The sequence below is a fragment of the Nonomuraea sp. NPDC049378 genome (assembly GCF_055586745.1).
The window spans coordinates 169,557-195,415 of sequence record NZ_JBVJHP010000017.1 but is presented as its reverse complement, the minus strand read 5'-3'; the positions used below and the strand labels follow the sequence as shown (position 1 = coordinate 195,415).

General features: G+C 71.0%; 21 protein-coding genes. 4 read left to right on the top strand and 17 right to left on the bottom strand.

All coding sequences use genetic code 11. From position 1 onward, the window contains the following. Positions 1-60: 60 nt before the first annotated feature. Together ACZ6SA_RS33700 and dapD are read left to right on the top strand one after the other, a co-directional pair. Positions 61-483, top strand: a complete 423-nt coding sequence (locus ACZ6SA_RS33700; RefSeq protein ID WP_347642810.1) for a pyridoxamine 5'-phosphate oxidase family protein — start codon at positions 61-63, stop codon at positions 481-483. 22 nt (positions 484-505) lie between these two features. Then, the gene (gene dapD, locus ACZ6SA_RS33695; RefSeq protein WP_465832739.1) at positions 506-1,468 is read left to right on the top strand and encodes a 2,3,4,5-tetrahydropyridine-2,6-dicarboxylate N-succinyltransferase; all 963 of its coding nucleotides are present in this window, start codon (positions 506-508) and stop codon (positions 1,466-1,468) included. 182 nt (positions 1,469-1,650) lie between these two features. On the opposite strand, the gene pyk is transcribed toward dapD, so the two are convergent. The 4 genes from pyk to gltB form a co-directional block, all read right to left on the bottom strand. Continuing rightward, complete coding sequence (pyk, locus tag ACZ6SA_RS33690) at positions 1,651-3,081, bottom strand: pyruvate kinase (RefSeq protein WP_132508412.1); 1,431 nt, start codon at positions 3,079-3,081, stop codon at positions 1,651-1,653. Positions 3,082-3,206: 125 nt separating this feature from the next. Beyond that, positions 3,207-4,850, bottom strand: coding sequence for a S8 family peptidase (locus tag ACZ6SA_RS33685; protein WP_347642808.1), 1,644 nt, complete (start codon positions 4,848-4,850; stop codon positions 3,207-3,209). A 243-nt stretch (positions 4,851-5,093) separates the two neighbouring features. Then, positions 5,094-6,572, bottom strand: a complete 1,479-nt coding sequence (locus ACZ6SA_RS33680; protein ID WP_465832736.1) for a glutamate synthase subunit beta — start codon at positions 6,570-6,572, stop codon at positions 5,094-5,096. 77 nt (positions 6,573-6,649) lie between these two features. Further along, complete coding sequence (gene gltB / locus ACZ6SA_RS33675; protein ID WP_465832734.1) at positions 6,650-11,155, bottom strand: glutamate synthase large subunit; 4,506 nt, start codon at positions 11,153-11,155, stop codon at positions 6,650-6,652. Positions 11,156-11,474: 319 nt separating this feature from the next. Between gltB and ACZ6SA_RS33670 the strand changes: the two genes are divergently transcribed. Beyond that, entirely contained in the window at positions 11,475-13,049 is a 1,575-nt protein-coding gene (locus tag ACZ6SA_RS33670) for a bis-aminopropyl spermidine synthase family protein (RefSeq protein ID WP_465832732.1), read from the top strand. A 500-nt stretch (positions 13,050-13,549) separates the two neighbouring features. On the opposite strand, the gene ACZ6SA_RS33665 is transcribed toward ACZ6SA_RS33670, so the two are convergent. From ACZ6SA_RS33665 to ACZ6SA_RS33640, 6 genes are all read right to left on the bottom strand, one after another. Then, the gene (locus ACZ6SA_RS33665) at positions 13,550-14,137 is read right to left on the bottom strand and encodes a hypothetical protein (protein ID WP_465832730.1); all 588 of its coding nucleotides are present in this window, start codon (positions 14,135-14,137) and stop codon (positions 13,550-13,552) included. Next, entirely contained in the window at positions 14,137-14,958 is an 822-nt protein-coding gene (locus tag ACZ6SA_RS33660) for a hypothetical protein (RefSeq protein WP_347642803.1), read from the bottom strand. The genes ACZ6SA_RS33665 and ACZ6SA_RS33660 overlap by 1 nt, the downstream gene beginning before the upstream one ends. Before the next feature lie 1,121 nt (positions 14,959-16,079). Next, the gene (locus ACZ6SA_RS33655; protein WP_347642802.1) at positions 16,080-16,784 is read right to left on the bottom strand and encodes a VIT1/CCC1 transporter family protein; all 705 of its coding nucleotides are present in this window, start codon (positions 16,782-16,784) and stop codon (positions 16,080-16,082) included. After that, the gene (gene lgt, locus ACZ6SA_RS33650) at positions 16,781-17,971 is read right to left on the bottom strand and encodes a prolipoprotein diacylglyceryl transferase (RefSeq protein WP_465832728.1); all 1,191 of its coding nucleotides are present in this window, start codon (positions 17,969-17,971) and stop codon (positions 16,781-16,783) included. Before lgt ends, ACZ6SA_RS33655 begins: the two co-directional genes overlap by 4 nt. A 26-nt stretch (positions 17,972-17,997) precedes the next feature. Beyond that, positions 17,998-18,762, bottom strand: a complete 765-nt coding sequence (locus ACZ6SA_RS33645) for a DsbA family protein (RefSeq protein ID WP_347642800.1) — start codon at positions 18,760-18,762, stop codon at positions 17,998-18,000. Next, positions 18,759-19,232: a MauE/DoxX family redox-associated membrane protein gene (locus tag ACZ6SA_RS33640; RefSeq protein WP_132600894.1), complete on the bottom strand. Its 474-nt coding sequence runs from the start codon at positions 19,230-19,232 to the stop codon at positions 18,759-18,761. Before ACZ6SA_RS33640 ends, ACZ6SA_RS33645 begins: the two co-directional genes overlap by 4 nt. 216 nt (positions 19,233-19,448) lie before the next feature. Here ACZ6SA_RS33640 and ACZ6SA_RS33635 point away from each other — a divergent pair, with 216 nt between their 5' ends. Continuing rightward, positions 19,449-20,030 carry a TetR/AcrR family transcriptional regulator gene (locus ACZ6SA_RS33635; RefSeq protein WP_347642799.1) on the top strand — a complete coding sequence of 194 codons (582 nt, stop codon included), beginning with the start codon at positions 19,449-19,451 and terminating at the stop codon, positions 20,028-20,030. A gap of 53 nt (positions 20,031-20,083) precedes the next feature. Here ACZ6SA_RS33635 and trpA read toward each other — a convergent pair whose 3' ends face one another. From trpA to ACZ6SA_RS33600, 7 genes are all read right to left on the bottom strand, one after another. Then, entirely contained in the window at positions 20,084-20,878 is a 795-nt protein-coding gene (trpA, locus tag ACZ6SA_RS33630) for a tryptophan synthase subunit alpha (protein WP_347642798.1), read from the bottom strand. A gap of 207 nt (positions 20,879-21,085) precedes the next feature. Next, on the bottom strand, positions 21,086-22,291 hold the full coding sequence (trpB, locus tag ACZ6SA_RS33625; protein WP_347643135.1) for a tryptophan synthase subunit beta: 1,206 nt from the start codon (positions 22,289-22,291) through the stop codon (positions 21,086-21,088). Between the two features lie 38 nt (positions 22,292-22,329). After that, positions 22,330-23,169: an indole-3-glycerol phosphate synthase TrpC gene (trpC, locus tag ACZ6SA_RS33620; RefSeq protein WP_347642797.1), complete on the bottom strand. Its 840-nt coding sequence runs from the start codon at positions 23,167-23,169 to the stop codon at positions 22,330-22,332. A 118-nt stretch (positions 23,170-23,287) separates the two neighbouring features. Next, a complete protein-coding gene (locus ACZ6SA_RS33615; RefSeq protein ID WP_347621498.1) occupies positions 23,288-23,719 on the bottom strand; it encodes a DUF2752 domain-containing protein in 432 nt (143 codons plus the stop codon). A gap of 46 nt (positions 23,720-23,765) precedes the next feature. Continuing rightward, complete coding sequence (locus ACZ6SA_RS33610; protein WP_443151714.1) at positions 23,766-24,392, bottom strand: CD225/dispanin family protein; 627 nt, start codon at positions 24,390-24,392, stop codon at positions 23,766-23,768. 154 nt (positions 24,393-24,546) lie between these two features. Then, positions 24,547-25,173, bottom strand: a complete 627-nt coding sequence (locus tag ACZ6SA_RS33605) for a DUF4190 domain-containing protein (RefSeq protein ID WP_465832723.1) — start codon at positions 25,171-25,173, stop codon at positions 24,547-24,549. 110 nt (positions 25,174-25,283) lie between these two features. Continuing rightward, complete coding sequence (locus ACZ6SA_RS33600; protein WP_347642794.1) at positions 25,284-25,853, bottom strand: Trp biosynthesis-associated membrane protein; 570 nt, start codon at positions 25,851-25,853, stop codon at positions 25,284-25,286. Positions 25,854-25,859 lie beyond the last annotated feature (6 nt).

Genomic DNA, 25,859 nt, shown 5'->3' with positions numbered 1-25,859 from the left:
TCGGGACCGCTCCCACCGGGAATGACCGTCATCAAGATCGATGAAGACGGGGGTGGGCGCATGCCGTTGGACGTGGCGGCACGGGAGGCGTTCCTGGCGGAGCCGCACATCGCGAGCCTCGCCGTGGAGGGCGGCGAGGGACGGGGGCCGCTGAACGTACCCGTCTGGTACGACTACCACCCCGGTGGCGAGATCCGGTTCCTGACCGACGGCGATTCGGTCAAGGCCCGGCTGATCGCGAAGGCGGGCCGGTTCTCGATGCTGGTGCAGCGGGTCAGCCCCACCTACCGGTACGTGTCGGTGGAGGGGCCGCTGGTGCGCTCCGATCCCACGACGCTGGAGGATCTGAGGCGCATCGCGGCGCGTTACCTGCCGCCCGACGCCGTGTCGGGTTACGTGCAGGGCTCCGACCTGCACGCGCTCGTCACGTTCAGGATGCGGCCCGAACACTGGCTCTCCGCCGACCTCGGCGCCCTGAGCTGAGCGGAAACGGTATTTTTGGCCCGTGACTGCTATCGATCCCACCTCGACCGGCGCGTTCGGCGTCGGCCTCGCGACCATCGCCTCCGACGGCACCGTGCTCGACACCTGGTTCCCCGCACCCGAGCTGGGCGACGCGCCCGTTTCGGGCACCGAGCGGCTTCCCGCCGGCGAGGCCGGCGAACTGGCGGGGCTGACCGGGCCCGACGAGGCGCGGGGCGTGGAGGTGGTCGCGGTGCGCACCGGCATCGCCAAGCTCTCCGAGGCCCCCGTCGACGCGCACGACGTCTACCTGCGACTGCACCTGATCTCCGCGCGCCTCGTCAGGCCGCACGGCGTCAACCTCGACGGCATCTTCGGCCTGCTGGCCAACGTGGTGTGGACCGACGCGGGCCCGTGCCCGGTGCCGGACTTCGAGCGGACCCGCCTGCGGCTACGGGCCAGGGGCGCGGTGACGGTGTACGGCGTCGACAAGTTCCCGCGGATGGTCGACTACGTGATGCCGTCCGGCGTGCGGATCGCCGACGCCGACCGGGTGCGCCTGGGCGCGCACCTGGCGAGCGGCACCACCGTCATGCACGAGGGCTTCGTCAACTTCAACGCCGGCACGCTGGGCGCCTCGATGATCGAGGGCCGGGTCTCGGCCGGCGTGGTGGTCGGCGACGGCTCCGACGTGGGCGGCGGCGCGTCGATCATGGGGACGCTGTCGGGCGGCGGCAAGCAGGTCATCTCGATCGGCGAGCGCTGCCTGCTGGGCGCGAACGCCGGCATCGGCATCTCGCTGGGCGACGACTGCGTGGTGGAGGCCGGACTCTACGTGACGGCGGGCACGAAGGTCGCCCTGCCCGGCGGCCGGATCGTCAAGGCCGCCGAGCTGTCGGGTTCGAACGGCATCCTGCTGCGCCGCAACTCGCAGTCGGGCGCGGTGGAGGCGGTGCCGCGCGAGGGCGGAACCATCGAACTCAACGCCGCCCTCCACGCCAACTGACGCGACCATATAAAGGCTTTCTTCCTTTACGGCTTCGCCTGGTCCAGCCACCCACCGCAGGTGGCTGGGGACCTTCCAGGAAACGGCCGCTGACCCTTCAGCGGCCGCCCGCCGTAACGGAGCGCACGGTCGGCCCGCTTCGTGGCCCGGGGCACCCGGTCGCGAAGCGGGCAAGGAAAAAGTCAGTGCGCGTGGGACACGGCGGATCCGATGGTGTGCACGCGCAGGGCGTTGGTGGAGCCGGGGGTGCCGGGAGGTGAGCCGGCCACGATGACGACCTTGTCGCCCTTCTCCAGCCGCCCCGACGACAGCAGCGAGGCCTCGACCTGCCGCACCATGTCGTCGGTGTGGTGGACGAACGGCACGTGGAACGTCTCCACCCCCCACGTCAGCGAGAGCTGCCCCCGCACGTGGGGCGCCGACGTGAAGGCCAGCAGCGGGATCGGCGAGCGGTAGCGGGCCAGCCGCCGGGCCGTCTCGCCCGACATCGTGAACGCCACGAGCGCCTTGGCCCCGACGATCGCGCCGACCTCGGCCGCGGCCCTGGCGATGGCGCCGCCGGTCGTCTCCGGCATGCGCTCCAGCGTGTGGGTGGCGTGCAGGGAGTGCTTCTCGGCGGCGCAGGCGATGCGGTCCATCGTGGAGACGGCCTCGATCGGGTAGTTGCCGACGGAGGTCTCGCCGGACAGCATGACCGCGTCGGCGCCGTCCATGACCGCGTAGGCCACGTCGGAGGCCTCGGCGCGGGTGGGGCGCGGGGAGCTCATCATGGAGTCGAGCATCTGGGTGGCGACGATGACCGGGCGGGCCTTCTCGCGGCACAGCTCGATGATGCGCCGCTGCACGATCGGCACCTGCTCGAGCGGCAGCTCGACGCCGAGGTCGCCGCGGGCCACCATGATGCCGTCGAAGGCCTCGACGATGTCGGGGAGGCGGTCGACGGCCTGCGGCTTCTCGATCTTGGCGAGCAGCGGGAGACGCACGGCCTCCTGCTCCATGATGTTGCGCACGACGTCGGCGTCGGACGGGCGGCGGACGAACGACAGGGCGATCATGTCGCATCCGGTGCGCAGCGCCCAGCGCAGGTCGGCTTCGTCCTTGTCGGTCAGCGCGGGCGCGCTGACGTTGACGCCGGGCAGGTTGAGGCCCTTGTTGTCGGAGATCATGCCGCCGATGACGACGCGGGTGGCGATGCGGTCGCCGTCGACACGGGTGGCCTCGAGCACGAGGCGGCCGTCGTCGACGAGGATCGTGTCGCCGGGGCGGACGTCGTTGGGCAGCCCCTTGTAGGTGGTGGAGACCTGCTCGCGGTCACCTGGCACGTCTTCGGTGGTGATGGTGAAGACGTCACCGAAGCCCAGCCTGACGGGGCCTTCCTCGAACGTGCCGACACGGATCTTGGGGCCCTGCAGGTCGGCGAGCACGCCTACACCGCGGCCGAGGTCGGCCGCCACCTCCCTGACCCGGTCGTAGACCTCTCTGTGCAGGTCATGGTTGCCATGACTGAGGTTGAACCGTGCCACGTCCATGCCGGCGGCGATCAGCTCGTGCAGGCGTTCCTTGGACGATGTGGCGGGGCCGAGAGTGCAGACGATTTTCGCGCGACGAGTCACGAGTCCTACCTTAATTGGTACAGACCACTTAACAGTCACTGACGACGGAGAACGTACCCGCGGAAGGGGAACAGAACGAGAACGGCACCCCCTGGACGGGCCAAGTTCGTGTGCTGCTCACGCCGTCACGGTTCGGTGGTGGCGGCCTTCCAGGCGTCCACGATGCCGTGGCCGTAGAAGCCGTTGTCCGCCTTGTCGCCCTCGCACTCGTGCGTCTCGGTCTTGTTGTAGATCGTGTAGACGTGGCGGCGGGGCGTCGGGCACGCCTTCTGGGTCGCGGTCTTGTAGAGCAGTCGCTCGGTGGTGGCGGGATCGAGGTGGAGCCCGCCCCTGCCGGGCTTGCCGAAACGGCTGATCAGGATCGCCGCGACCCCGGTGGCGTGCGGCGAGGCCATGGAGGTGCCCTCCAGATACTGGTAGTACGAGCAGCGGCCGTCCTTGCAGTCCTTGACCACGTCCGCGCCCCTGGGGTTGCCCTTGGCGTCGATGCGCCCGGACGCGCGCAGCACGTGCTCGGGTGCGGCGGCCAGGATCCCCCGGTCGGCTCTGGCGCCCTGACCGTCGAGGATGTCACCTCCGGGCGCGGCCAGGTCGGTCTGCTCGACGCCGTAGTCGCTGTAGATCGCCTTGCGTCCGGAGGGGCCGACGGCGGATACGGAGATGACGCCGGCGGACTCCGCGGGCACGTTGACGCAGGAGTTGTCGATCTCGCGTTTCTTCTCGTCGCCCTTCGGGTAGCCGGGGCTCTGGTCGTCGACCTTGGGATGGCCGAGGTCGGTGCCGCCGTTGCCGAGGGCGGAGATGAGCGTCACGCCCTTCTTCCTGGCGTAGTCCAGGGCCCGCTGCATGCCGGTGATGACAGCCTGCTGCTCCAGCTGCTGCTTCCTGGTGTCGGCCGGGTTGGACGTGCAGTTGAACAGCCAGGGGTCGACGTAGTAGCTCATGTTCACGACGTCCACGCCGATGTCGGCGGCGTAGGCGAGCGCGTCGAGGCTGGGCTTGAGGAAGAAGAACCCCGAGTCCTGGCCGGCCCTGAGGTTCACGATCTGCACGCCCGGCGCCACCCCCGCGATGCCGATGCCGTTGATCGGGGAGGCGATCGTGCTGGCCACGTGGGTGCCGTGGCCGTCGTCGTCCACGTCGGCGGGGTCCTTGCAGCCCTCGGCCTCGCAGGGGCCGTCGAGCGTCTCGCCGTGCTCGTCCTTGGGCCTGTCGGTGACGAAGTTGCGGCTCAGCTCGCGGTTGAAGTTGGGGGCGATGTCGGGGTGCTTGCCGTCGACGCCGGTGTCGATGACGCCGACCAGGACCTTCTTCGTGCCGGGGGCCTTGGCGTTCGCGCGGTCCGCGCCGATCATGCGCATGTCCCACTGGCGGCCGGCGAGCGGCTCCGCCGCGCTCTTGGTGAACGACGACGCGTCGGGGAAGGCCGCGGGCCGGGCCGCCTGATGAGTGCCCCGGCCGGCCGTGGCGTAACCGATGCGCCGGTCGGCGGACACCCCCACGATGGCCTGGTCGGCGCCCACTCCCTCGGCGAAGCCGCCGCCCGCGCCCCTGGCCAGGAGGTAGCCGAGCCTGGCGTCCTCTCCGACCGTGGTGCCGCCGGCCCGCTCGACGGCGGTCACGGCCTGGGCGTGCCGTCCCGCCGCGTAGAAGACGAGATAGTCCTTCTGGGGCGCGGCCGGTCTCTGGGGTGCCGCGGCCGGCGGTGCGCAGGCCGTGAGGGCGGCTGCGGCGGCGAGCGCCATCGTTGCTGAGGCGACTCGCCGCATGGTTCCCCCGTTCGCTGACTGGCCGTGAATCCGCATGTTCCCGACAGTCAACCAGCGATGCGCCTTAGTAGTGAAATTTCGGTCGATGGATGGCGAAGCTAGGTCAATCCCCACCAACCCTCCCGCGCGGCCCGCGCGGCCCGCGCCGTGAACGCACGGATCCGGCGCAGGTACGAACGCATCGTGGCCGGCCGCGCAGCACCGCCCGGAGGCCGCCACGCGGGCGGCCGCCGGGCCGTACCGTCAGACCAGCGGCCGCGCGGTGGGCAGGATCGGGTACGGCAGGGCCGTCTCCCCCGTCAGGAACCGGTCCACGCCCGACGCCGTGGCGCGGCCCTCGGCGATGGCCCAGACGATGAGCGACTGCCCGCGCCCCATGTCGCCCGCCACGAAGACGCCGTCCACCTTGGACATGTACGTCTTGTCACGCGAGACGTTGCCCCGGGCGTCATAGAAGCCGTCACCGGCGACGGCGGCGAGGTCCTGCAGCAGGGCGCCCTTCTCCGGGCCGAGGAAGCCCATGGACAGGGTGACCAGCTCGGCCGGGATCTCCCGCTCGGTGCCGGGGATGGGCTTGAACCCGTTCTGCGGCCCCTCGACCTCGACCAGCCGCAGCGCCCGCACGTTGCCGTCGGCGTCGCCGGCGAACTCGGTGGTGGAGACGGCGTAGACCCGATCTCCCCCGCCGTCGGCGAGCTCCTCGTGGGCGCTCTCCATCTTGAACAGCATGGGGTACGTCGGCCACGGCTGGTTGCCCGGCCTGGTCGCCGGCGGCTGAGGCATGATCTCGAGCTGGGTGACGGACTTCGCGCCCTGCCTGATCGCCGTGCCGATGCAGTCGGCGCCGGTGTCGCCGCCGCCGATCACCACCACGTGCTTGCCCTCGGCCGAGACCGGCGACCGGTCGAGGTCGCCCTCCTGGACCTTGTTGGACAGCGGCAGGTATTCCATGGCCTGGTAGACGCCCTTGAGCTCGCGCCCGGCCACCGGCAGGTCACGCCACTGGGTGGCGCCGCCGGACAGCACCACGGCGTCGAACTGCTCGCGCAGCTCGGCGGCGGTGATGTCGACGCCGACGTTGACGCCGGTGCGGAACTCGGTGCCCTCGGCCCGCATCTGGTCGAGGCGGCGGTTGATGTGCCGCTTCTCCATCTTGAACTCGGGGATGCCGTAGCGCAGCAGGCCGCCGATCCTGTCGGCCCGTTCGAACACCACCACGTCGTGCCCGGCCCTGGTGAGCTGCTGGGCGGCGGCCAGGCCCGCGGGCCCCGAGCCGACGACGGCGACCTTCTTGCCGGTCCTGACGGCCGGGGGCTGCGGGGTCACCCAGCCCTCGGCGAACGCCCGGTCGATGATCTCGACCTCGACCCGCTTGATCGCCACCGGGTCGGAGTTGATGCCGAGCACGCACGCCGCCTCGCACGGAGCCGGGCAGAGCCTGCCGGTGAACTCCGGGAAGTTGTTCGTGGCGTGCAGCCGCTCGATCGCCTCGCGCCAGTCGGTGCGGAAGACGAGGTCGTTCCACTCGGGGATGAGGTTGCCGAGCGGGCAGCCGTTGTGGCAGAACGGGATGCCGCAGTCCATGCAGCGGGCCGCCTGCCTGGTCAGCCTGTCCTGCGGGAAGTCCTGGTAGACCTCGCGCCAGTCGCTGATGCGGACGTCCACGGGGCGGCGCGCCGGCAGCTCCCGGTCGTGCGTGAGGAAACCCTTCGGGTCAGCCATTCGGTTACGCCTCCCTTAACCCTGAACAGTGGTTGACAAGCACAGCCCGCCATGGCGGCACGGCTCATTACGGCGGGTCATGACTGCACCGCGGCCGCCATGACGGCCTCGTCGACGTCCCTGCCTTCGATGCGGGCGGCCTCGGCGGCCTCCAGCACCCTCTTGTAGTCGGTCGGCATGACCTTGCCGAACCTGCCGAGCGCGGCGTCCCAGTCGGCGAGCAGCTGCTTGGCGATCGGCGAGCCGGTCTCCGCGAAGTGCTTCTCGACGGTCTCCTTGAGGAACTCGGCGTCCCGCTCGGAGAGCGCCTCGATGGCGACCATCTCGCGGTTGACCCGCTCGGGCTTGAGATCCAGCAGGTACGCGACGCCGCCCGACATGCCGGCCGCGAAGTTGCGCCCGGTCTGGCCCAGCACCACGGCCCTGCCCCCGGTCATGTACTCGCAGCCGTGGTCGCCCACGCCCTCGACGACCGCCGTGGCGCCGGAGTTGCGCACGCAGAAGCGCTCGCCGACGACGCCGCGGACGAACACCTCGCCGGACGTGGCGCCGTACAGGGCGACGTTGCCGGCGATGATGTGGCCGTCGAGCGGGGCCGCCTCGTGCGGCCGGACGGTGATCCGCCCGCCGGACAGGCCCTTGCCGAGATAGTCGTTCGCGTCGCCGGTCAGCCGCAGCGTGATCCCGCGCGGCACGAACGCGCCGAACGAGTTGCCCGCCGAACCGGTGAACGAGATGTCGATGGTGTTGTCGGGCAGGCCCTTGCCGCCGTGGCGCTTGGTCACCTGGTAGCCGAGCATGGTGCCGACCGTGCGGTTGACGTTGCGGATGGGCAGGTCCAGCGTCACGGGGGTGCCGTTCGCGAGGGCGCCCTCGGCGAGCTGGATCAGCGTGTTGTCGAGGGCGTGCTGGAGCCCGTGGTCCTGCTCGACGACGCGCCGCAGCGCGGTGCCCGCGGGCAGCTCCGGCCGGTGCAGGATCGGCGACAGGTCGAGCCCGCCGGCCTTCCAGTGGTCCTCGGCCGCCGTCGTGTCGAGCAGCTCGACGTGCCCGATGGCCTCGTCGAGCGAGCGGAAGCCCAGCTCGGCCAGATATTCGCGGATCTCCTCGGCGATGAACTCGAAGAAGTTGACCACGAACTCGGGCTTGCCGGTGAAGCGCTTGCGCAGCTCGGGGTTCTGCGTGGCGACGCCCACGGGGCAGGTGTCGAGGTGGCAGACCCGCATCATCACGCAGCCGGAGACGACGAGGGGCGCGGTGGCGAAGCCGTACTCCTCGGCGCCGAGCAGGGCGGCGATGATGACGTCGCGGCCGGTCTTGAGCTGGCCGTCGACCTGGACGACGATGCGGTCGCGCAGGTCGTTGAGGAGCAGCGTCTGCTGGGTCTCGGCCAGGCCGAGCTCCCACGGAGCGCCCGCGTGCTTGAGCGAGGTCAGCGGCGAGGCGCCGGTGCCGCCGTCGTGCCCGGAGATGAGCACCACGTCGGCGTGCGCCTTCGACACGCCCGCGGCGACCGTGCCGACGCCTACCTCGGCGACCAGCTTCACGTGGACCCTGGACTCCGGGTTGGAGTTCTTCAGGTCGTGGATGAGCTGGGCGAGGTCCTCGATCGAGTAGATGTCGTGGTGCGGCGGCGGCGAGATGAGGCCGACGCCGGGCGTCGAGTGCCGGGTCTTGGCGATCCACGGATAGACCTTGTGGCCGGGCAGCTGGCCGCCCTCGCCGGGCTTGGCGCCCTGGGCCATCTTGATCTGCAGGTCGGCCGCGTTGACCAGATATTCGCTGGTGACGCCGAAGCGCCCGGAGGCCACCTGCTTGATGGCGCTGCGGCGCGCCGGGTCGTAGAGCCGCTCGGGGTCCTCACCGCCCTCACCGGTGTTGGACTTGCCGCCGAGCCGGTTCATCGCGATGGCGAGCGTCTCGTGCGCCTCCATCGAGATCGAGCCGTACGACATCGCGCCCGTGGAGAAGCGCTTGACGATCTCCGAGGCGGGCTCGACCTCCTCGATGGGGATCGGCGTGCCCTTGCGCAGCTTGAACAGGCCGCGCAGGGTCATCAGCCGCTCCGCCTGGGAGTCGACGAGGTTCGTGTACTCCTTGAAGATCTCGTAGCGGCGGGTCCTGGTGGCGTGCTGCAGCTTGAAGACGGTCTCGGGGTTGAACAGGTGGGGCTCGCCCTCGCGCCGCCACTGGTATTCGCCGCCGACCTGAAGGTTGCGGTGGGCGTTCGGCACGCGCGGGTAGGCGTGGCGGTGCCGGAGCTCGATCTCCTTGGCCAGGACGTCGAAGCCGACGCCTCCCAGGCGCGAGGTGGTGCCGGTGAAGCAGGAGTCGATGACCTCCTGGCTCAGGCCGAGCGCCTCGAAGATCTGGGCGCCGGTGTAGGAGGCCACCGTGGACACACCCATCTTGGACATGACCTTGATGACGCCCTTGCCGTAGGCCTTGATCAGGTTGCGTACGGCCTTGTGCTTGTCGAGCTGGAGCGCGCCCGAGTCGACGAGGTCCTCGACGGTCTCGACGGCGAGGTAGGGGTTGACCGCGCCGGCGCCGTAGCCGATGAGCAGCGCCATGTGGTGGCACTCGCGGGCCTCGCCGGTCTCGATGACCAGCCCGATCTTGGTGCGGGTCTTCTCCTGGATCAGGTGGTGGTGCACCGCGCCGGTCAGCAGGAGCGCCGGGATCGGCGCCAGCGTCTCGGACGAGCCCCGGTCGGACAGCACGATGACGCGCGCGCCGGCGGCGATCGCCTGGGACGCCTCCGTCCTGATCTCCTCCAGGCGCCGCAGCAGCGCCTGGCCGCCGCCCGCCACGTCGTAGAGCCCGCTGATGACGTACGGGTGGAAGCCGGGCAGGTCACCCTCGTCGTTGATGTGGATGATCTTGGCGAGCTCTTCGTTGTCGAGCACCGGGTACGGCAGCACGAGCTGGCGGCACGACGTGGGGCCGGGGTCGAGCAGGTTGCCCTCGGGCCCGAGCGTGCTGGCCAGCGAGGTGACCAGCTCTTCACGGATGGCGTCCAGCGGCGGGTTCGTGACCTGCGCGAACAGCTGCGTGAAGTAGTCGTACAGCAGGCGCGGCTTCTCGCTCAGCACGGCCACGGGCGTGTCGGTGCCCATGGAGCCGATCGGCTCGGCACCGGCCCTGGCCATCGGCGACAGGATGACGCGCAGCTCTTCCTCGGTGTAGCCGAAGGTCTGCTGCCGCCTGATGAGCGCCTCGTGCGTCGGGATCTCGCGCTGTCGCGCGGGCAGCTCCTCGAAGCGGACCAGGCCCGCGTGGAGCCAGTCGGCGTACGGCAGCTCGGCCGCGAGCTCGGCCTTGATCTCGTCGTCCTCGATGATCTTGCCGCGGGCGGTGTCGATGAGGAACATGCGGCCCGGCTGCAGGCGGCCCTTCCTGACGATGTCGTCGGGCCTGAAGTCGAGCACGCCGGCCTCGGAGGCCAGCACGACCAGGCCGTCGGCGGTCACCCAGAAGCGGCCGGGGCGCAGGCCGTTGCGGTCGAGCACCGCGCCGGCCATGGTGCCGTCGGTGAACGTGATCGAGGCGGGGCCGTCCCAGGCCTCCATCAACGTGGAGTGGAACTCGTAGAAGGCCCGCCGCGCGGGGTCCATCTCGGTGTGGTTCTCCCACGCCTCGGGGATCATCATGAGCACGGCGTGGGGCAGGCTCCGGCCGCCGATGTGCAACAGCTCAAGGGCCTCGTCGAAGCTGGCGGTGTCGCTGCCATCCGGGTCACAGATGGGGAAAAGTCGTGAAATATCGCCAGGAATGTCGGCGGACTTCAGCATCGCCTCGCGCGCCCGCATCCAGTTGCGGTTGCCCTTGACCGTGTTGATCTCGCCGTTGTGGGCGACGTAACGGTAGGGGTGGGCCAGCGGCCAGCTGGGGAACGTGTTGGTGGAGAACCGCGAGTGCACCAGCGCGATCGCGGTCGCGTAACGCTCGTCGCTCAGGTCGGGGAAGAACGGCTCGACCTGGTCGGGCGTGAGCATGCCCTTGTAGACGATCGTCCTGGCCGACAGCGAAGGGAAGTACACGTCGGCCTCGTGCTCGGCCCGCTTGCGCAGGCAGAACGCGAGCCGGTCGAGCTCCAGCCCCTCCAGCCCGCCGGGTCCCGACACGAACAGCTGGGCGAAGTGCGGCATGACGGCCCGGGCGCTGGGCCCGGGAAGAGCGCGGTCGACGGGCAGTTCCCGCCAGCCGAGCACGGTGAGGCCCTCCTCGGCCGCGATCTCCTCGATCAGGCCGACGGCGACGCGCCTGGCCTCCTCGTCGATCGGCAGGAAGGCGATGCCGGACGCGTAGGCGCCGGCGCCGGGCAGCGCGAACGGCACGGTCGCGCGGTAGAACTCGTCGGGAATCTGCGTCAGGATCCCGGCTCCGTCGCCGGTGTCCGGCTCGCTACCCTTGGCCCCCCGGTGATCGAGGTTGCACAACGCCGTCAGCGCCTTGACCACGATGCCGTGACCACGGCGTCCCGCGACGTCGGCGACCATGGCGACACCGCAGGCGTCGTGCTCGCTGGCGGGGTGGTAGAGGCCCTGAGGCTCGGGGAACCCGAGGTGGGCAGCAGGCATGTAGTCCCTCCCGTCGTCATCGTCTGTCTCGAACTGCTCTACAGGCGGGGACGACGTTGGCCCTGCTGCGTATCGTGGGTAGAGGTTACAACACCATGCCGGAATGGTGCCCGCCACGTCCGCATTGCGAACATTCGGGCAGGTCCAGCATCCGAACTCTCTATCCCAAACTCTGCGCGAGGCCCGTGTCATTCCCGCTTGGGCGCACCTGTATGCGGCAGAGATGACGATTTTTCGCCGGCCCCGCCCGGCGGGCGGCTCGCCGGCCGCGCTGCGCGAGCGTTCCGGCGCAACCCTGGCACCTCGATAGGGTTTGCCCATGGACCGTGACGGGGTCGAGCGCCTGCTCCGAGAGGCCGGGGCCGACAGCAGGCGGCTGAGGCACGCGCTGACGCTGGTGTGCGACGGCCAGTGGTGGAGGCTCGCCGGCCTGGTCCGCGAGACCGCCACGTCGAGGCGCGCCATCGAGGCGCTGCTCCGCGAGCTGCCCCTGGAGCGATCCGGCGACGCCTTCCGCGTGCCGCTCACCAGGACCCCCGCCTACCAGGACCTCTTCGCCGTCGCACCGCCACCGGAGGACCCGGTCGCCCACCTGCTCCCCCACTACTCCGACGCGCTCGACCGCCTGAGCGACCTCATCGCCGGCGCCCCGCGCGCCCGCCACGTCCTCGACCACGTCGCCGCCACGCCCGAGACCGTGCTGCGGCGGGCACTGCTGCTCGGCGCCCGCTTCTGGCTGCCGGGCACGCGCCTGCTGTGCGTGGGCGACCACGACCTGACCTCGCTGGCCGTCAAGCTCGTCCACCCGGAGACCGAGGTCACGGTGGCCGACATCGACGAGCGCATCCTGGCCTACATCGACGCCCAGGAGCTCGGCGTCCGCACCCGCTGGGCCGACCTGCGGCTCGGCCTGCCCGCCTCGGCCAGGGGCCACGACCTGGCGCTCACCGACCCGCCGTACACACCGGAGGGCGTCGGCCTGTTCGTGGCTCGCGCCGTGGAAGGGCTGAAGGACGACGGGCGGGTGCTGCTGGCCTACGGCGCCGGCGAGCGCATGCCCATGCTGGCGTTCAAGGTCCAGCAGGCGCTGGCCGACCTCAACCTCGCCTACGAAGCCATCTACCCCGACTTCAACCGCTATTTCGGCGCGGAGGCCATCGGCTCGGCGGCCGACCTGTACATCCTCCGGCCCACCAGCAAGACCCGCCCGGCCGTGACGTCCCGCCTGAGCCGCCAGTCCACCGCCATCTACACCCAAGGCCCACAAGCCGTAGAAAACGCCCACAAGGGCATCTCAGCCCCAGAGAGGGGCATTTTGGGCTTCGAGCCCGACCTGCTGGTGGGCGAATGGCCCAAGGAGCTCACCCAACCACGGGTCAAGGTGTCGACCTGGCTCGCCAAGCCGTACGCGGCCGCCTCCGACCGCGTGGCCGTCGCCCTGCCGCCCGGCCTGGAGGCAGCGCTCCCCCGCCTGCTCCTGGCGACGCGCGCCTCTCACGTTCGCGTCCTGGGCGCCGGTCTGCCGCCCCTGCCCGGCGTGCTGTCCGCCGTCTACACGTCGAGCACCGGCGAGGACATGCTCGACGCCGTGCGCCTCCCGCAGCCCGGCGACCCGGCGGCCCGCGTGCTGCGCAGGATCCTGGACAACGGTCACGCCAAGCTGGCCAACACGTGGCGCGAGGCCCTCATCGCGGCGGCCCGGGAGCAGGGCGCCACGCTCACCAAGAACGACGCCAGGGCCCTCATCCGCGAGGCGGCCCTCTGGGCGGAAGACCTGACCCCGCTGGAGGCGCCGCTGCACCGCCTGTCCGGCCTCCCCGAGGCGGTGTCCGCAACCGTCACGTCCCTGACCTCGACCTCCCCCGCCCCGACGTCCCCCGGCGCCGCCTCCTGACCGGCTTTCCCAGCGCTCAGCCTCCCCCGGCGCCACTTCCCGCAGACCAGTACACGTCCCTGGCGCCGCTCGCCGCGCTGACCGGGTCCGGGCGGAGCCGCTCCCGGCCCCGCCTTCCCTGGCCCCGCTTTCCCTGGCCGCCTCCCCGACACCACGTCGTCCAGGCCCGTCACCCCGGCCGTCTCTCCCACCTCACCCCCAGCGCCTCCCCCGGCACCACCTTCTTCGGACCCCGCCGATCGCCCACGCGCAGGTCCGTACCGGCCAGAGGGCCGGCACCCGCCACCCGGACACGCGCGGCATCCCTGACCGGCGCCCGCCGGACACCATCGGGCTCGCACCCACCGGCTGAGCCCGCGGCTTCCAGGGTCGCCAGGCGACAGCACGGCGTCCTGCCGGAGGCGGAGCACCGAACCACCCTGAACCGAGGCCCGCCCCTTCCGCAGTCCGGCTGCACACCCGAATTCCGGCACCGGACCGGGTCCGGCGCCGTTTCGAGGTCAGGTGGCGTCGACGACGCGGTCCTGGACGACACGGCCCAGGCCGTCGAGTGCCACCAGCGCCGCGAGGAGTTCCTGCGCGGGCGCGGTGCCGCCGACCCAGCTCACCGTCACGTAGTGGCCCATGGCACGCACCTGCGCGCGACTGCCGGCGGCCTCGAAGGCGATGCCCTGGCGTACGAACCCGTCCTTGCCCAGGGCCGACACCAGCGCGTCGGAGGCTCGCCCGTCACCCATGTTGAAGATGACGAACTGGCCCGCGGTCAGGTTGCCCCTGTAGACGCCCTGGAGCGCCTGCGTGCAACCGGAGGCCGACGCCCCCCACAGGACCTCGTCGCAGTCGCTGAACTGCTGGGTGCTCTCCAGCCGCATGGCCCCCAGGGTCTTGACCGCGGAGGTGAAGACCTCCTGCCGGGTGAGCGGGGCGGCGTCGTTCTTGCGGTCGTCGATGGCCGCGTAGAAGGCGGAAGTGGGCTCGGCGTGGAAGGCCGACGGGCGGGGTTCGTCGCGGCGCGACCACCACCAGCCGCCCGCGGCGACGGCCACCAGGGCGGCGATCACCACGGGGATGAGGAGACGACGTGACATCAGGCCGACGGCCCCGTGAGCGAGACGACCCTGCGGTAGACGGGCTTCTCCGCGCCGCGCAACGCCAAGGTCAGGGAGACGAAGTCGTCCTTGGCGGTCGGTTCTGCGCCGTCGGTTCTGCCGAGCCAGACAAGGCCGACATAGTGCCCCAGCGCGTAGCCGCCCGCCTCGGAGTAGCCCCCCGAGGGGAAGGACGCCTTGGAGGAGGGCAGGGGGATCGTCCACCCGCCCCGGTAGTCGGTCTTCAACGACTCCACCAGGGCGGCGGCCGACTTGCCGTCCTTCAGGTTGAGCAGCGTGTACTGGCCGACATAGCGGCCGTCGGAGCTGACGTACAGGCCACGGGCGGCCTGGCTGCATCCGGCGTCGGAGACCTGTTCCACCACGGTCTCCCCCCACAGAGCCGCCGCACAGTCGGCGTCGAGTTGCTTGGCGACCAGCTTGAGCTTGAGCTTCTTGGTGACGGAGAGCTGTTTGTGGCCGAACATTTCCTTCTTCGTCAGCGCGCGCTTGTCCTTGGTCCTGTCGGTCAGCGGGGCGAACAGTTTGGGCGAGCTCCAGCCGTGGAAGATCCGCGGCAACGTCGAGCCGGGCGCGACCACGGCGGCACTCGTTCGCTGCTGAGGCGTGTACTCGCCGATGGAGCCCACGGCGAACACCAGCCCCGTGCCACCGGCCAGCACGCCCACGACCACGGCGATGATCACGAGCAACCGCTGCTGATCAGGACGCAGGCCCCAGGCGGTGAGCAGCGGGAACTGCCAGTCGGACGGAGGGGTACGCCGCCGCTTGCGCGAGGGCGTGCCCGCCCTCCGCCCCACCGCCGCGGCCTCGCCCGTGCCACCGTCCTCCTGCAGCGGCCACCCGGCGCTGCCCCGGAGCTTGACCCTGCCCCCGGAGCGCTCGGCACGGCCACTTGCCCGCCTGCCGCCTTCCGACGTACCGGCCTCGCGCTGCCCGGTGCCACCTCCGTCTTCCGGCCAGGCCGCACCGCCCTGACCATCGGATCGCCCGGCACCGCCCCTGCCATCGGACCATCCGGTCTCCCCGCCTACAGGCCGCCCAGCGCCCCGCCGATCCTCCGGCCGGCCACCCTCCCCAGCGCCGCCGGACCGCCCCAGACCCCTACGGCCGGTCCGACCCGCATCCTCAGGCCCGCCGGACCGGCCCGCACCCCTACGGCCTTCCGGCCAGCCGACATCCTCAGCACCGCCGGACCGCCCGCCATCCCTACGGCCCCCGGTGCGGCCGGCACCCTCGCCACCGGGCCGGCCGGGACCGCGACCGTCTTCGCGGAACCAGCCGGCACCGCCGCCTTCTGGTCCGGGCTGCCCGGTGCCGCCGTGGAAGCTCCCGCCCGCCGGCTCTGCGCCGAACGGCCCGGTGATGGTGCCGGATCCGAAGGGACCGGTGCTGGTGCCGGGTCCGAACGGCCCGGTGCTGGTGCCGGGTCCGAAGGGACCGGTGCCCGGATCACCTGAGGGTGGGTCGGCGGCGGCCCGGCGGGCCGACCTGCGCCCTCCACGCGTACGGGCCGACCGGCCGCCGTCGCCCTCCCCGCTCGCCGTAGCGGGCCAACCGCCGCCGGATCGGCCCCCGGTCCGGTCATCACCGTCCGCTGACCGGCCACGGGAGCTCGTGCCATCGACGTCGGGGGGCACCTGCTGCCTGCGGCCACGTACGCGCGCCCTCCGGCCGCCACGGGAGCCCGCGGACCGGTCCGCGCCGTCCGCGTGCGCGCCCTCGACCCCCGAGAACGGCCCCTGGCCCTGCGCACCCGCCGCAGGCCAGCCGTCACCACGACCCTCCGCCGCAGGCCACTCACCACTACGCCCACCCGCGGCGTGCTGGCCGCCGCCCTGGGGGTCGGATGCGGGGCGGGCACCGTCGTGAGGGCTTCGTGAGGGGTTGCCGGAACCGGGCGCGGCTCTTCTGCGGGCCATCACAGCACCGCCGCCCCGATCAGGTTGCCCAGCGCGAACGTGACCGCGGCGGCCACCCCGCCCACCACGAGCTGCCGCACCCCGGAATACCACCAGTTACGGGCGGTCACCGTCGAGACGAGCGCGCCCGCCGCGAACAGGGCCACGCAGGAGATCACCGCCGACACCGTCAGGCTCCGCATCCCGACGAGGTACGGCAGCAGCGGCAGCACCGCCCCCAGGCTGAACGACAGGAACGACGACACCGCGGCCAGCGACGGCGACGGCAGGTCGCCGGGGGCCACGCCGAGCTCGTTACGGGTGTGAACCTCCAGCGCCTGCTCGGGGTTCTGCGAGATCTGCCGGGCGACCTCGGCCGCCAGTTCCGGGGACACGCCCTTCTCGACGAACGTCTGCGCCAGCTCGACGCGTTCGTCGTCGGGGTGACGGGCGAGCTCGCGGCGTTCGACGGCGATCTCAGCCTGGGCCAGCTCGCGCTGGCTCGCCACCGAGACGTATTCGCCACCCGCCATGGACAGCGCGCCCGCGGCGAGCCCGGCGACGCCGGCGAGGGAGATGACCTTGGTGTCGGCGGTGCCGCCCGCGACACCCGCGATCAGCGCGAAGTTCGACACCAGACCGTCCATCGCCCCGAACACCGATGGCCGCAACCAGCCTCCGGTGACGTCGCGGTGCTGGTGGTGCGCCTCCGCGCGACCGCTCATCGCGAGTTCTTCCCCTTCGTCGCGGCCTCACCCTCGGGGATCTCCGCCGGCTCGCCGGGCGCCGGATCATCGCCCTTCGGCCCGCGATCGGCCTCGCCGCCGTCGGCCGCGTCGGCCCCCGCCGCATCGGCCCCGGCCGCGTCGCTCCGGGCCGCGTCGGCCCCGGGCGCGTCGTCCCCCGCCAGGGAGGTTTCGTCGGAGGGCGTCGTCGCTTCCGCGCCGGGCTCACCCGGCGTGCCGCCGCCGGACCCATCCGCCGGCGGGTCAGCAGCGTCGCCCGACGACGCCGGGGAAGGGGCGTCGGGCGAGCCTGGGTCGGCCTGGCCGGACACGTGCGCCGGGTCCGGAAGCTCGGACAGGGGCACGACGATCTCTTCGCTGTCCTTCTTCCTCATCGCCCAGAGGTAGACCAGCGCGCCCGCGAACAGCACGATCGACGTCCACTGGTTGATCCGGAGCCCGAGGAAGGTCACCGCGTGGTCGACCCCGCCGACCGGGTCGATGCGCAGGCCCTCGATCCAGAACCTGCCGAGGGTGTAGCCGGCGACGTAGAGGGCGAACAGCCGGCCATGGTGCAACATGAACCGCCGCCCGGCGAACAGCAGCGCGAAGCCGAGCGCGATGTCCCAGACCGACTCGTACAGGAACGTCGGGTGGTAGAGGACCCCGGGCTCTCCCCCGTGGGCGGCGTCGATCTCCAGGCCCCACGGCAGCGTGGTCGGCGAGCCGTACAGCTCCTGGTTGAACCAGTTGCCCCAGCGGCCGATGCCCTGGGCGAAGGCGATGCCGGGGGCGACCGTGTCGGCGACGGCGCCCATGGAGATGCCGCGCTTGCGCACGGACCACCAGACGCCGACGCCGCCGAGCGCGACCGCGCCCCAGATGCCGAGACCGCCCTCCCAGATGAACAGCGCCTGGATGGGCTCCTTGATCGCGCGGCTGCCGAAATAGGTCTGCCAGTCGGTGATGACGTGGTAGAGGCGGCCGCCGATCAGACCGAAGATGACCGCGGGGACCGCGATATCGATGATCGTCCCCTGCTGACCTCCACGAGCGCGCCAACGCCGCTCGCTCAGCCAGACGGCGACGATGACGCCGAGCACGATGCAGAGCGCATAAGCCCGGATCGGGATGATTCCGAGATACCAGACCCCTTGGGAAGGGCTGGGAATCGAGGCAAGGGGCATGTCACGTGAGGGTAGCGGAAGCGCGGCTACTTGGCCGCCTTCGTAATCTCTTCGCGCAACTCTCGTGGGCTGAAGAGTACCCCGTTGTCTATTTCTATGCCGTTCAGTTTCACGGTCGGCGTATGGTCGAGCTTCTGCTCATCGCTGACCTTCTTGCTGTACGACAGCTGCGCCTGGGCGTGCTTGCCCGAAGTGACGCACTGCTCGAACCCCGGCGAGGTGACCCCGGCGTCCTTGCCCCACTGCACGAGCTGCTCGGGCTTGAAACCGGGCTCGGTCTCCGGCGGCTGGTTCTCGAAGAGCAGGTCGTGGAAGGCCATCCACTGCTTGCCGTCGGCCACGCAGCGGGAGGCACTGCCCGCGCGTACGGAATTGGACTTGGTCGGCTCCTGCGAGAAGATCGTGATGGGGTGGTAGACCACCTTCGCCAGACCCTCGGCGGCGAGGTTCTTGAACGTCTGCCCGCTGACCCGCTCGAGCTCCTTGCAGGCGGGGCACTGGAAGTCCTCATAGATGTCGACCACGGGCGCGGTGACACCCTGCTTGGCCATCACGGCGGCGCCGTCGGGCTGCACCGTGATGGGTGCGAGCGCGCCGGAGGCCTCCTCCGACTGAGAGGTGCTGGCCGCATACCACCAGCCGGCTCCGACCGCGGCCACCGCCACCACTCCGGCGGTCACGTAGGTCACGATCTTCCTGCGCCGCTCCTGGGCCCGAGCGGCGGCCTGCTGTTCCTTGATCTTGTCACGCGCTGACTTCGACATGGTCTTCGTCCGCTGCCCCTTGCTCATCCTTCGTCCTCCACATCACGAGTATCGCCCCCCAGGCCGAGTGCTCCGTCGAGAGCGAAACGGCCCGGCGGGAAACGCGTGATCCAGGCGCCGAGAAGCACGAGGCCGAAGTCACGCAGGATGTCGAGCAGGTAGGTGGGCTCCTGCCCCTTTCCCAACTGGCCGCCGCCGCCGAAGCAGCCGCAGTCGATCCGCAGGCCGTTCGCCCAGGCCCAGGCGATGCCGAAGACGAACGCGAACATGAGCAGCCCCGCGACCACCGCGGCCACCCTGGTCAGCAGACCGACGACCAGCAGCACGCCGACCACGATCTCCAGCATCGGCAGGGCGTAGCCCACCGGGACGGCGATCGACTCGGGCAGCAACTGGTAAGCCTTGACCGCCACCACGGAGTCCGTCGGGTTGCCGATCTTGAGCGCACCCGCCGCGATCAGCACTCCGCCCAGGACCAGCCGGGCGACGACCGTCACCCAGGGTATCGCTGACGTAGCTCGATGTGACGGTTGTGACGCGACCACGGGCCATCTCCTCTTTCCCTGTGCCGAGATGGGCACAGTACCGGGTTCCCATCCGATCACGTTCACGATAAGCGTCGACTAAGCCGCTTCCTCGTTCAGGCTCTCCGAGTTGCGCGTTTTACTTGGATGAGTTAAAAATTACTCATGCAAGTAAGGCGGGAGGATTCGGTGACGAGCTCCGCGCGGCGCGCACAGATCGTCGCCGCGACCATCGCCACGATCGCCGAGCTCGGCTATCGGCAGGCGTCCTTCTCCAGGATCGCCGAGCGGGCCGGGCTCAGCAGCACCCGGCTGATCTCCTACCACTTCGACAGCAAGGACGAGCTGATAGGCAAGGCGATCGGCACGATCTACAGCGAGCTGGGGGCGTTCATGACCGCGCGGGTGAGCACCGCGACCACGCCGGGCGCCGCGCTCGAGACCTACATCCGGTCGCTGGTGGAGTACATCGCCGGCCACCGCGCCGAGATGCGCGCCGCCACGGAGATCTTCCTCAACTTCAGGCCGGAAGGCGGTTCTGCGGCACAGGACGCGGCCACCGACCTGTCGGTGCTGGCCCACGTCGAGCGCATCCTCGTCCGGGGCCAGGAGAGCGGCGAGTTCGGCGCGTTCAACACCCGCGTGATGGCGATGGCGATCCAGCGGGCGCTCGACGGGCTGCCGTTCCTGCTGGAGGCCGACCCGGACGCCGATCTGGCGGAATATGCCGACGAGCTGGCCGGGCTGTTCGCCAGGGCCGTGCGGCCGTGAGCGCCGGAGCAGGGGCTGCTCACCCTGGCGGTGGACGTGCCTGCCGGCCGGGGTCAGCGGCGCACGCCCTTGGCCATGTCTTTCGCGAGGACGGCGATCGACTCCCGGCCCGCTGCCTCGTCGGGGGCGTCGAGCATGCGGCGGATGAACGCCGACCCGACGATGACGCCGTCGGCGTAGGCCGCCACCTCGGCCGCCTGATCGCCGGTGCCGACCCCCAGGCCCACGCACACCGGCAGGTCGGTGTGGGCGCGGGTGCGCTGCACGAGGCCCTCGGCGGCGACGTTGACGCTCTCTCTGGCGCCCGTGACGCCCATGAGCGAGGCCGCGTAGACGAAACCCGTGCAGCAGTCGACGACGGCCTTGATGCGCTGCTCCGTCGAGCTGGGCGCCACCAGGAACACGGTGTCGATGCCGGCGCCCGCCGAGGCGGCCCGCCACGGCTCCGACTCCTCGGGCGTCAGGTCGGGCGTGATCGTGCCCGCGCCGCCCGCGTTGGCCAGGTCGCGGGCGAAGCGCTCGGCGCCGTACTTGTCGATGGGGTTCCAGTAGGTCATGACGAGCGTGGCGGCACCGGTCGCGGCGACCCCCTCGACCGTGCGCATCACGTCGGCGATGCGCGTGCCGTTGACCAGTGACCTGTGCACGGCGTCCTGGATGGTGGGCCCGTCCATGAGCGGGTCGGAGTAGGGGAGGCCGATCTCGATGACGTCGCAGCCGGCCTCCACCAGGGTCGTGGCGGCGGCGATGGCGCCGTCCTTGGACGGGAAGCCCGCCGGCAGGTAGCCGACGAGCGCGGCCCGGTTGTCCGCCTTCGCCTTGGCGAAAACCGTCTGAAGAGTCGTCATGTCTGTCCGTTTCGAAGGTCGAGTCTCACCATGATGCCCTGCCGCGCGCCCCGCCCAGAATCCTCCGCGCCGACGAAGGCCCTGGGTGTCGCGGGAGGCCGCGCGGCGAGCGGCCCGGCGCGGGCCGTCAGCGGCCCGCGTGGTCCCGGCCTCTCAGCGGTCTCGAAGGTCTCCGAGGGCTCGGAGGTCCTGAGGCCTCGGCGGGTCTCAGAGGTTGAAGTATTTCATCGCCGTGCCCATGTCCTTGTCTCCGCGGCCGGAGAGGTTGACCAGGATGGTGACCTCCGGGCCGAGCTCGCGGCCGAGCTCCAGCGCGCCCGCCAGGGCGTGGGAGGACTCGATGGCGGGGATGATGCCCTCGGTCCTGGCCAGCAGGGAGAACGCGGCCATCGCCTGGTCGTCGGTGACGCCGTGGTAGGTGGCGCGGCCGGAGTCTCTCAGCCAGGCGTGCTCGGGACCGACGCCCGGATAGTCGAGCCCGGCGGAGATCGAGTGGGACTCGATGGTCTGGCCCTCGTCGTCCTGCAGGACGTAGGTGCGCGCGCCGTGCAGCACTCCGACCGAGCCCGCGGTGAGGGTGAGCGCGTGCTCGCCGCTCTCCAGGCCGCGACCGGCGGCTTCGTAGCCGTGCAGTTGCACGCCCTCGTCGCCGATGAACGCGTGGAAGGCGCCGATCGCGTTGCTGCCGCCGCCGACCGCGGCGCACACCGCGTCGGGCAGCCGGCCGGTCAGCTCGAGGATCTGGCGGCGGGCCTCCACGCCGATGATGCGGGCGAAGTCGCGCACGATCTCGGGGAACGGGTGCGGGCCCGCGACCGTGCCGAAGAGGTAGTGGGTGGTGTCGACGTTGGTCACCCAGTCGCGGAACGCCTCGTTGATGGCGTCCTTCAGCGTCTGCGAGCCGTTGGTCACCGGCACCACGGTCGCGCCGAGCAGCTTCATCCTGGCGACGTTGAGTGCCTGGCGCTCGCAGTCGACCGCGCCCATGTAGATGACGCACTCCAGGCCGAGCAGGGCCGCGGCGGTCGCCGTGGCCACGCCGTGCTGGCCCGCGCCGGTCTCGGCGATCACCCGCTTCTTGCCCAGCCGCTTGGTCAGCAGCGCCTGGCCCAGCACATTGTTGATCTTGTGGGCGCCGGTGTGGGTGAGGTCCTCCCGCTTGAGCACGACCCGGGCGCCACCGGCCTGCTCGCTGAAGCGCGGCACGTCGGTCAGCGTGGTCGGCCGGCCGGCGTAGGTGCGCAGCAGGTGGTCGAACTCGCGCAGGAACTGCGCGTCGTTCTTGGCCTTCTCGTAGACCGCGGCCACCTCGTCGAGCGCCGGGATGAGGGCCTCCGGCACGTATCTGCCGCCGAAGATGCCGAACTTGCCGTGCACGTCGGGATCGTCGCCGTGCGCGCCGTTGCCCGCCAGGTCGGCGGCGGTCAGGATGGAACCTTCGTGTGCCACTGCTATCCCTCTGCTGAGTGGTCGGGGCGCGTCGACGGATGAGCGCCGGCCGTCACCAGCGCCTCCACGGCCTTGCGCGGGTCCTTGCCGGTGACCAGGCTCTCCCCCACCAGGACGGCGTCGGCGCCACCTCTAGCGTAAGCGAGCAGGTCATGCGGGCCACGCACACCCGACTCGGCGATTTTGATCACATTATCGGGGATCTTCGGCGCCAGCTTCGCGAACACGTCGCGATCGACCTCGAGTGTCTTCAGATTGCGGGCGTTGACCCCGATGACCCGGGCCCCAGCGGCGACCGCCCGCTCGAGCTCGTCCTCGGTGTGCACCTCGACCAGCGGGGTGAGCCCGATCGACTCGGCCCGCTCGATCAGCGACACCAGCGCCTCCTGCTCCAGGCAGACGACCATCAGCAGCGCCAGGTCGGCGCCGTAGGCCCTGGCCTCCCACAACTGGTAGGAGGTGAGGATGAAGTCCTTGCGCAGGATCGGGATGTCGACCCTGGTGCGGACCGCGGCCAGGTCGTCGAGGCTGCCCCCGAACTTGCGGCGCTCGGTCAGCACGCTGATGACGTGGGCGCCGCCCGCTTCGTAGTCGGCGGCCAGCGCCGCCGGGTCGGCGATCGCGGCGAGCGCGCCCTTGGACGGGCTGGACCGCTTGACCTCGGCGATCACCGAGATCCTGTCACCCCCGAGCGCGGCCATCGCGTCTCTGGCCGGCCGGGCCCGCTCGGCTCGTTGCTTGAGCTCGTCCATGGACACGGCCTGCTGGCGTGCGGCGAGGTCGGCGCGCACCCCGTCGAGGATGCCGTCGAGGACACTCGGCCCTTCCGTCCGCTCACTCACGCGCTTGGGGTCCCTCCGGTCGACAGTGGGGGTGGCGGAGAGTTCGCCTCGCGTACGCTCTCCGCCTTGTCCTGCGATGGTATCGGCCCCAGCGGGGGCACCTCACCACCGGCCCTGCCTAGGGGGCGAGGAACGCGCCGACAGGCAGATTACGGACGACCCAGTAGACCATGACGACCCCGATGAAGGCCCACAGCCACGCCGGATGCGCCAGCGTCGTGCGTCTGGGCCGGCCCTGCCAGGCACGCAGCACCCATCGCCCCCACCAGAACAGCAGGAACGGGATCATGGCCACGGCGAGCGGGTTGAGCCCCAGCGCGGCGACCGGGTCTAGATGCGCGAGGGCGTGCATGGTGCGCATGGTGCCGCAGCCTGGGCAGTAGAGGCCGGTGAGCCACAGGAACGGGCACGTCGGATAGTGGCCGGGTTCGTTGGGGTCGACCACGCCGACGAAGGCGAACGCGGCGCCCACGCCCGCCGCAACACCGAGCGGCGCGAGCAGGCGCCTCGCGCGACCCGTGTCACGCCGCCCGGCTGTTGCGATGCTCATGCTTTCAGTATCCGCCTTCCAGCGCGCTGCCCGCCGTCACGCCGGCTCAGTACGTCGAGTACGAGTACGTGGACACGCTCGCGGCCAGGATGAAGAAGATCACGATGTACGCGATGATGCCGAGGACGATGCCGATGGCACCGAAGATCAGGCTGCGCTTCCACCACGTCTTGGCCTCTTCCGCGGCCTGCATCGCACCCTGGTAGTCGCCGACCTGCCACTTCGAGTTGACCTGCGACGACTTGACGAGCGCCACGATGCCGAGCGGCAGGCAGCAGAACAGGGTGGTGAGGATGGCCGGGACGAGCTGGTTGTCGGGCGGGTTGCCACCGCCGCCGTAGCCACCGCCGGGGGGCTGGCCGTAACCGCCGTCGCCGTAGCCGCCGCCGCTCGGCGGCTGCTGCCCGTAGCCACCCCCGTAACCTCCGCCGCTGGGCGGCTGCTGGCCGTAGCCACCCCCGCTCGGCGGCTGCTGGCCATAGCCACCGCCATAGCCTCCGCCGCTGGGCGGCTGCTGGCCGTAGCCACCACCGCTCGGCGGCTGCTGGCCGTAACCACCGCCGCTCGGGGGCTGCTGGCCATAGCCACCGCCGCCGCTGGGAGGCTGCTGGCCGTAGCCGCCGCCGGGCGGTTGGGCGCCGTAGCCACCGTCGCCCTGGTTTCCGTAACTCATGCTAATGACCCCTCATGTCGTCATCTCGAGTCCAGTTCGCGCGGCAGCCTAGCGAGAAACCATCTTCTACGTGGATCAACGTCGATTTTGCGGACAATTCGTAATCGGACCGCAAGCACGTCGTCACGGTCCGGCTACACGTGCAGCGGGCGACCTACTGGTACTCCACCGTGCTGCTGGCGGTGCTGGCGAACCCGATGAGGGAAAGGAGCATACCGCCGAAGATCAGCCAGCACAGGAGCCAGATCACCACCGTGATGTACGACGTGACGAGGCCGCCGATGGCCATGCCCGAGCCCTCCTCTCCTGTGCGCTTGATCCGGCTGAGCGCGACATGCCCGAGGATGACGCCGGGGATGCTGGTGAGGCCGCAGAAGACCAGGCCGATGATGCCGAGGACGAGCGAGGCCACCGCCATCCCGTTGGTGGACCTGGGCTGCTGGTAGCCGTAGCCCTGCTGCGGGTGGCCCCCGTAGCTCGGAGGTTGCTGGGCGTATCCGCCGCCGTAGCTCGGCGGCTGCTGACCGTAGCCGTAGGGCTGGTCCCCGTAGCTCGGCGGCTGCTGGCCGTAACCACCCCCGCTCGGCGGCTGCTGGCCGTAACCACCCCCGCTCGGCGGCTGCTGACCGTAACCACCGCCGCTCGGCGGCTGCTGGCCGTAGCCACCCCCGCTCGGCGGCTGCTGACCGTAGCCACCCCCGCTCGGCGGCTGCTGACCGTAGCCACCCCCGGGAGGCTGTGCGCCATAACCTCCGCTACCGCCCTGATCCCCGTAGCTCATGAGCCGGCTCCCTCAACGTCCGTGGCGAGTTGCAACGGCAGCTTATTGAGGAAACGTTTGCCGGGCGCACACAGGTTCAGAACAGTGGAGGTTTCGTAACCGTCACCGGCTCAGCGGTCGTCGGTCGGGTCGTCTCCGCGGTCGAGCGCGTCCCACAGCGTCCTGTCGTGGGCCCGCGCCGAGGGGGCGCCCGCCGTGCGGTCGTAGCGGGCGGACATGCCCGCCCACCGGCCGCCGCGCACGACCGCCAGCACGCCCCCGGCCATCACCAGGACCGCTCCGACAACCGTCACGGCGGGCCAGAGCGGCGCGATCTCCCAGGAGAGCCCGGTGGCGCCGGACAACACGTTCTCCTCGCGCAGGCGCGCGGTCACGGTGCCGCCCGACAGCGCCGCCCACGTCGCCGCAGCGGCGCCGGCCCCGCACAGGGCGAGCAGCACCCCGACGACCCGGCGGCCCGCGCCCTTGGTGGCCAGCACCGCCACCACGCCGGCCAGCCCGGCCAGCGCCACGGGGGTCAGCACGGGGCTCAGCCCGCCGCCGCTCGGCGCCTCGCCGTCTCCCAGGACCGTCACCCATGCCTGGCCCGCGCCCCACAACACGAGCACGCAGCCCAGGGCCGTCATGACCACCCAGCCCCACAACTCCCCGCGCCGGGAAGTCCGCGCTTCGGGCTCCATCCGCTC

What these genes read in the sequence shown, in the direction of transcription:
- ACZ6SA_RS33670 (WP_465832732.1), top strand. Translation starts at nt 11,475, where the DNA reads ATGGACCGTGACGGGGTCGAGCGCCTGCTCCGAGAGGCCGGGGCCGAC.
- lgt (WP_465832728.1), bottom strand. Translation starts at nt 17,971, where the DNA reads ATGCCCCTTGCCTCGATTCCCAGCCCTTCCCAAGGGGTCTGGTATCTC.
- ACZ6SA_RS33600 (WP_347642794.1), bottom strand. Translation starts at nt 25,853, where the DNA reads ATGGAGCCCGAAGCGCGGACTTCCCGGCGCGGGGAGTTGTGGGGCTGG.
- ACZ6SA_RS33680 (WP_465832736.1), bottom strand. Translation starts at nt 6,572, where the DNA reads ATGGCTGACCCGAAGGGTTTCCTCACGCACGACCGGGAGCTGCCGGCG.
- ACZ6SA_RS33615 (WP_347621498.1), bottom strand. Translation starts at nt 23,719, where the DNA reads ATGAGCATCGCAACAGCCGGGCGGCGTGACACGGGTCGCGCGAGGCGC.
- ACZ6SA_RS33610 (WP_443151714.1), bottom strand. Translation starts at nt 24,392, where the DNA reads ATGAGTTACGGAAACCAGGGCGACGGTGGCTACGGCGCCCAACCGCCC.
- ACZ6SA_RS33665 (WP_465832730.1), bottom strand. Translation starts at nt 14,137, where the DNA reads ATGTCACGTCGTCTCCTCATCCCCGTGGTGATCGCCGCCCTGGTGGCC.
- ACZ6SA_RS33645 (WP_347642800.1), bottom strand. Translation starts at nt 18,762, where the DNA reads ATGAGCAAGGGGCAGCGGACGAAGACCATGTCGAAGTCAGCGCGTGAC.
- ACZ6SA_RS33700 (WP_347642810.1), top strand. Translation starts at nt 61, where the DNA reads ATGCCGTTGGACGTGGCGGCACGGGAGGCGTTCCTGGCGGAGCCGCAC.
- trpA (WP_347642798.1), bottom strand. Translation starts at nt 20,878, where the DNA reads ATGACGACTCTTCAGACGGTTTTCGCCAAGGCGAAGGCGGACAACCGG.
- ACZ6SA_RS33605 (WP_465832723.1), bottom strand. Translation starts at nt 25,173, where the DNA reads ATGAGCTACGGGGATCAGGGCGGTAGCGGAGGTTATGGCGCACAGCCT.
- ACZ6SA_RS33685 (WP_347642808.1), bottom strand. Translation starts at nt 4,850, where the DNA reads ATGCGGCGAGTCGCCTCAGCAACGATGGCGCTCGCCGCCGCAGCCGCC.
- gltB (WP_465832734.1), bottom strand. Translation starts at nt 11,155, where the DNA reads ATGCCTGCTGCCCACCTCGGGTTCCCCGAGCCTCAGGGCCTCTACCAC.
- ACZ6SA_RS33655 (WP_347642802.1), bottom strand. Translation starts at nt 16,784, where the DNA reads ATGAGCGGTCGCGCGGAGGCGCACCACCAGCACCGCGACGTCACCGGA.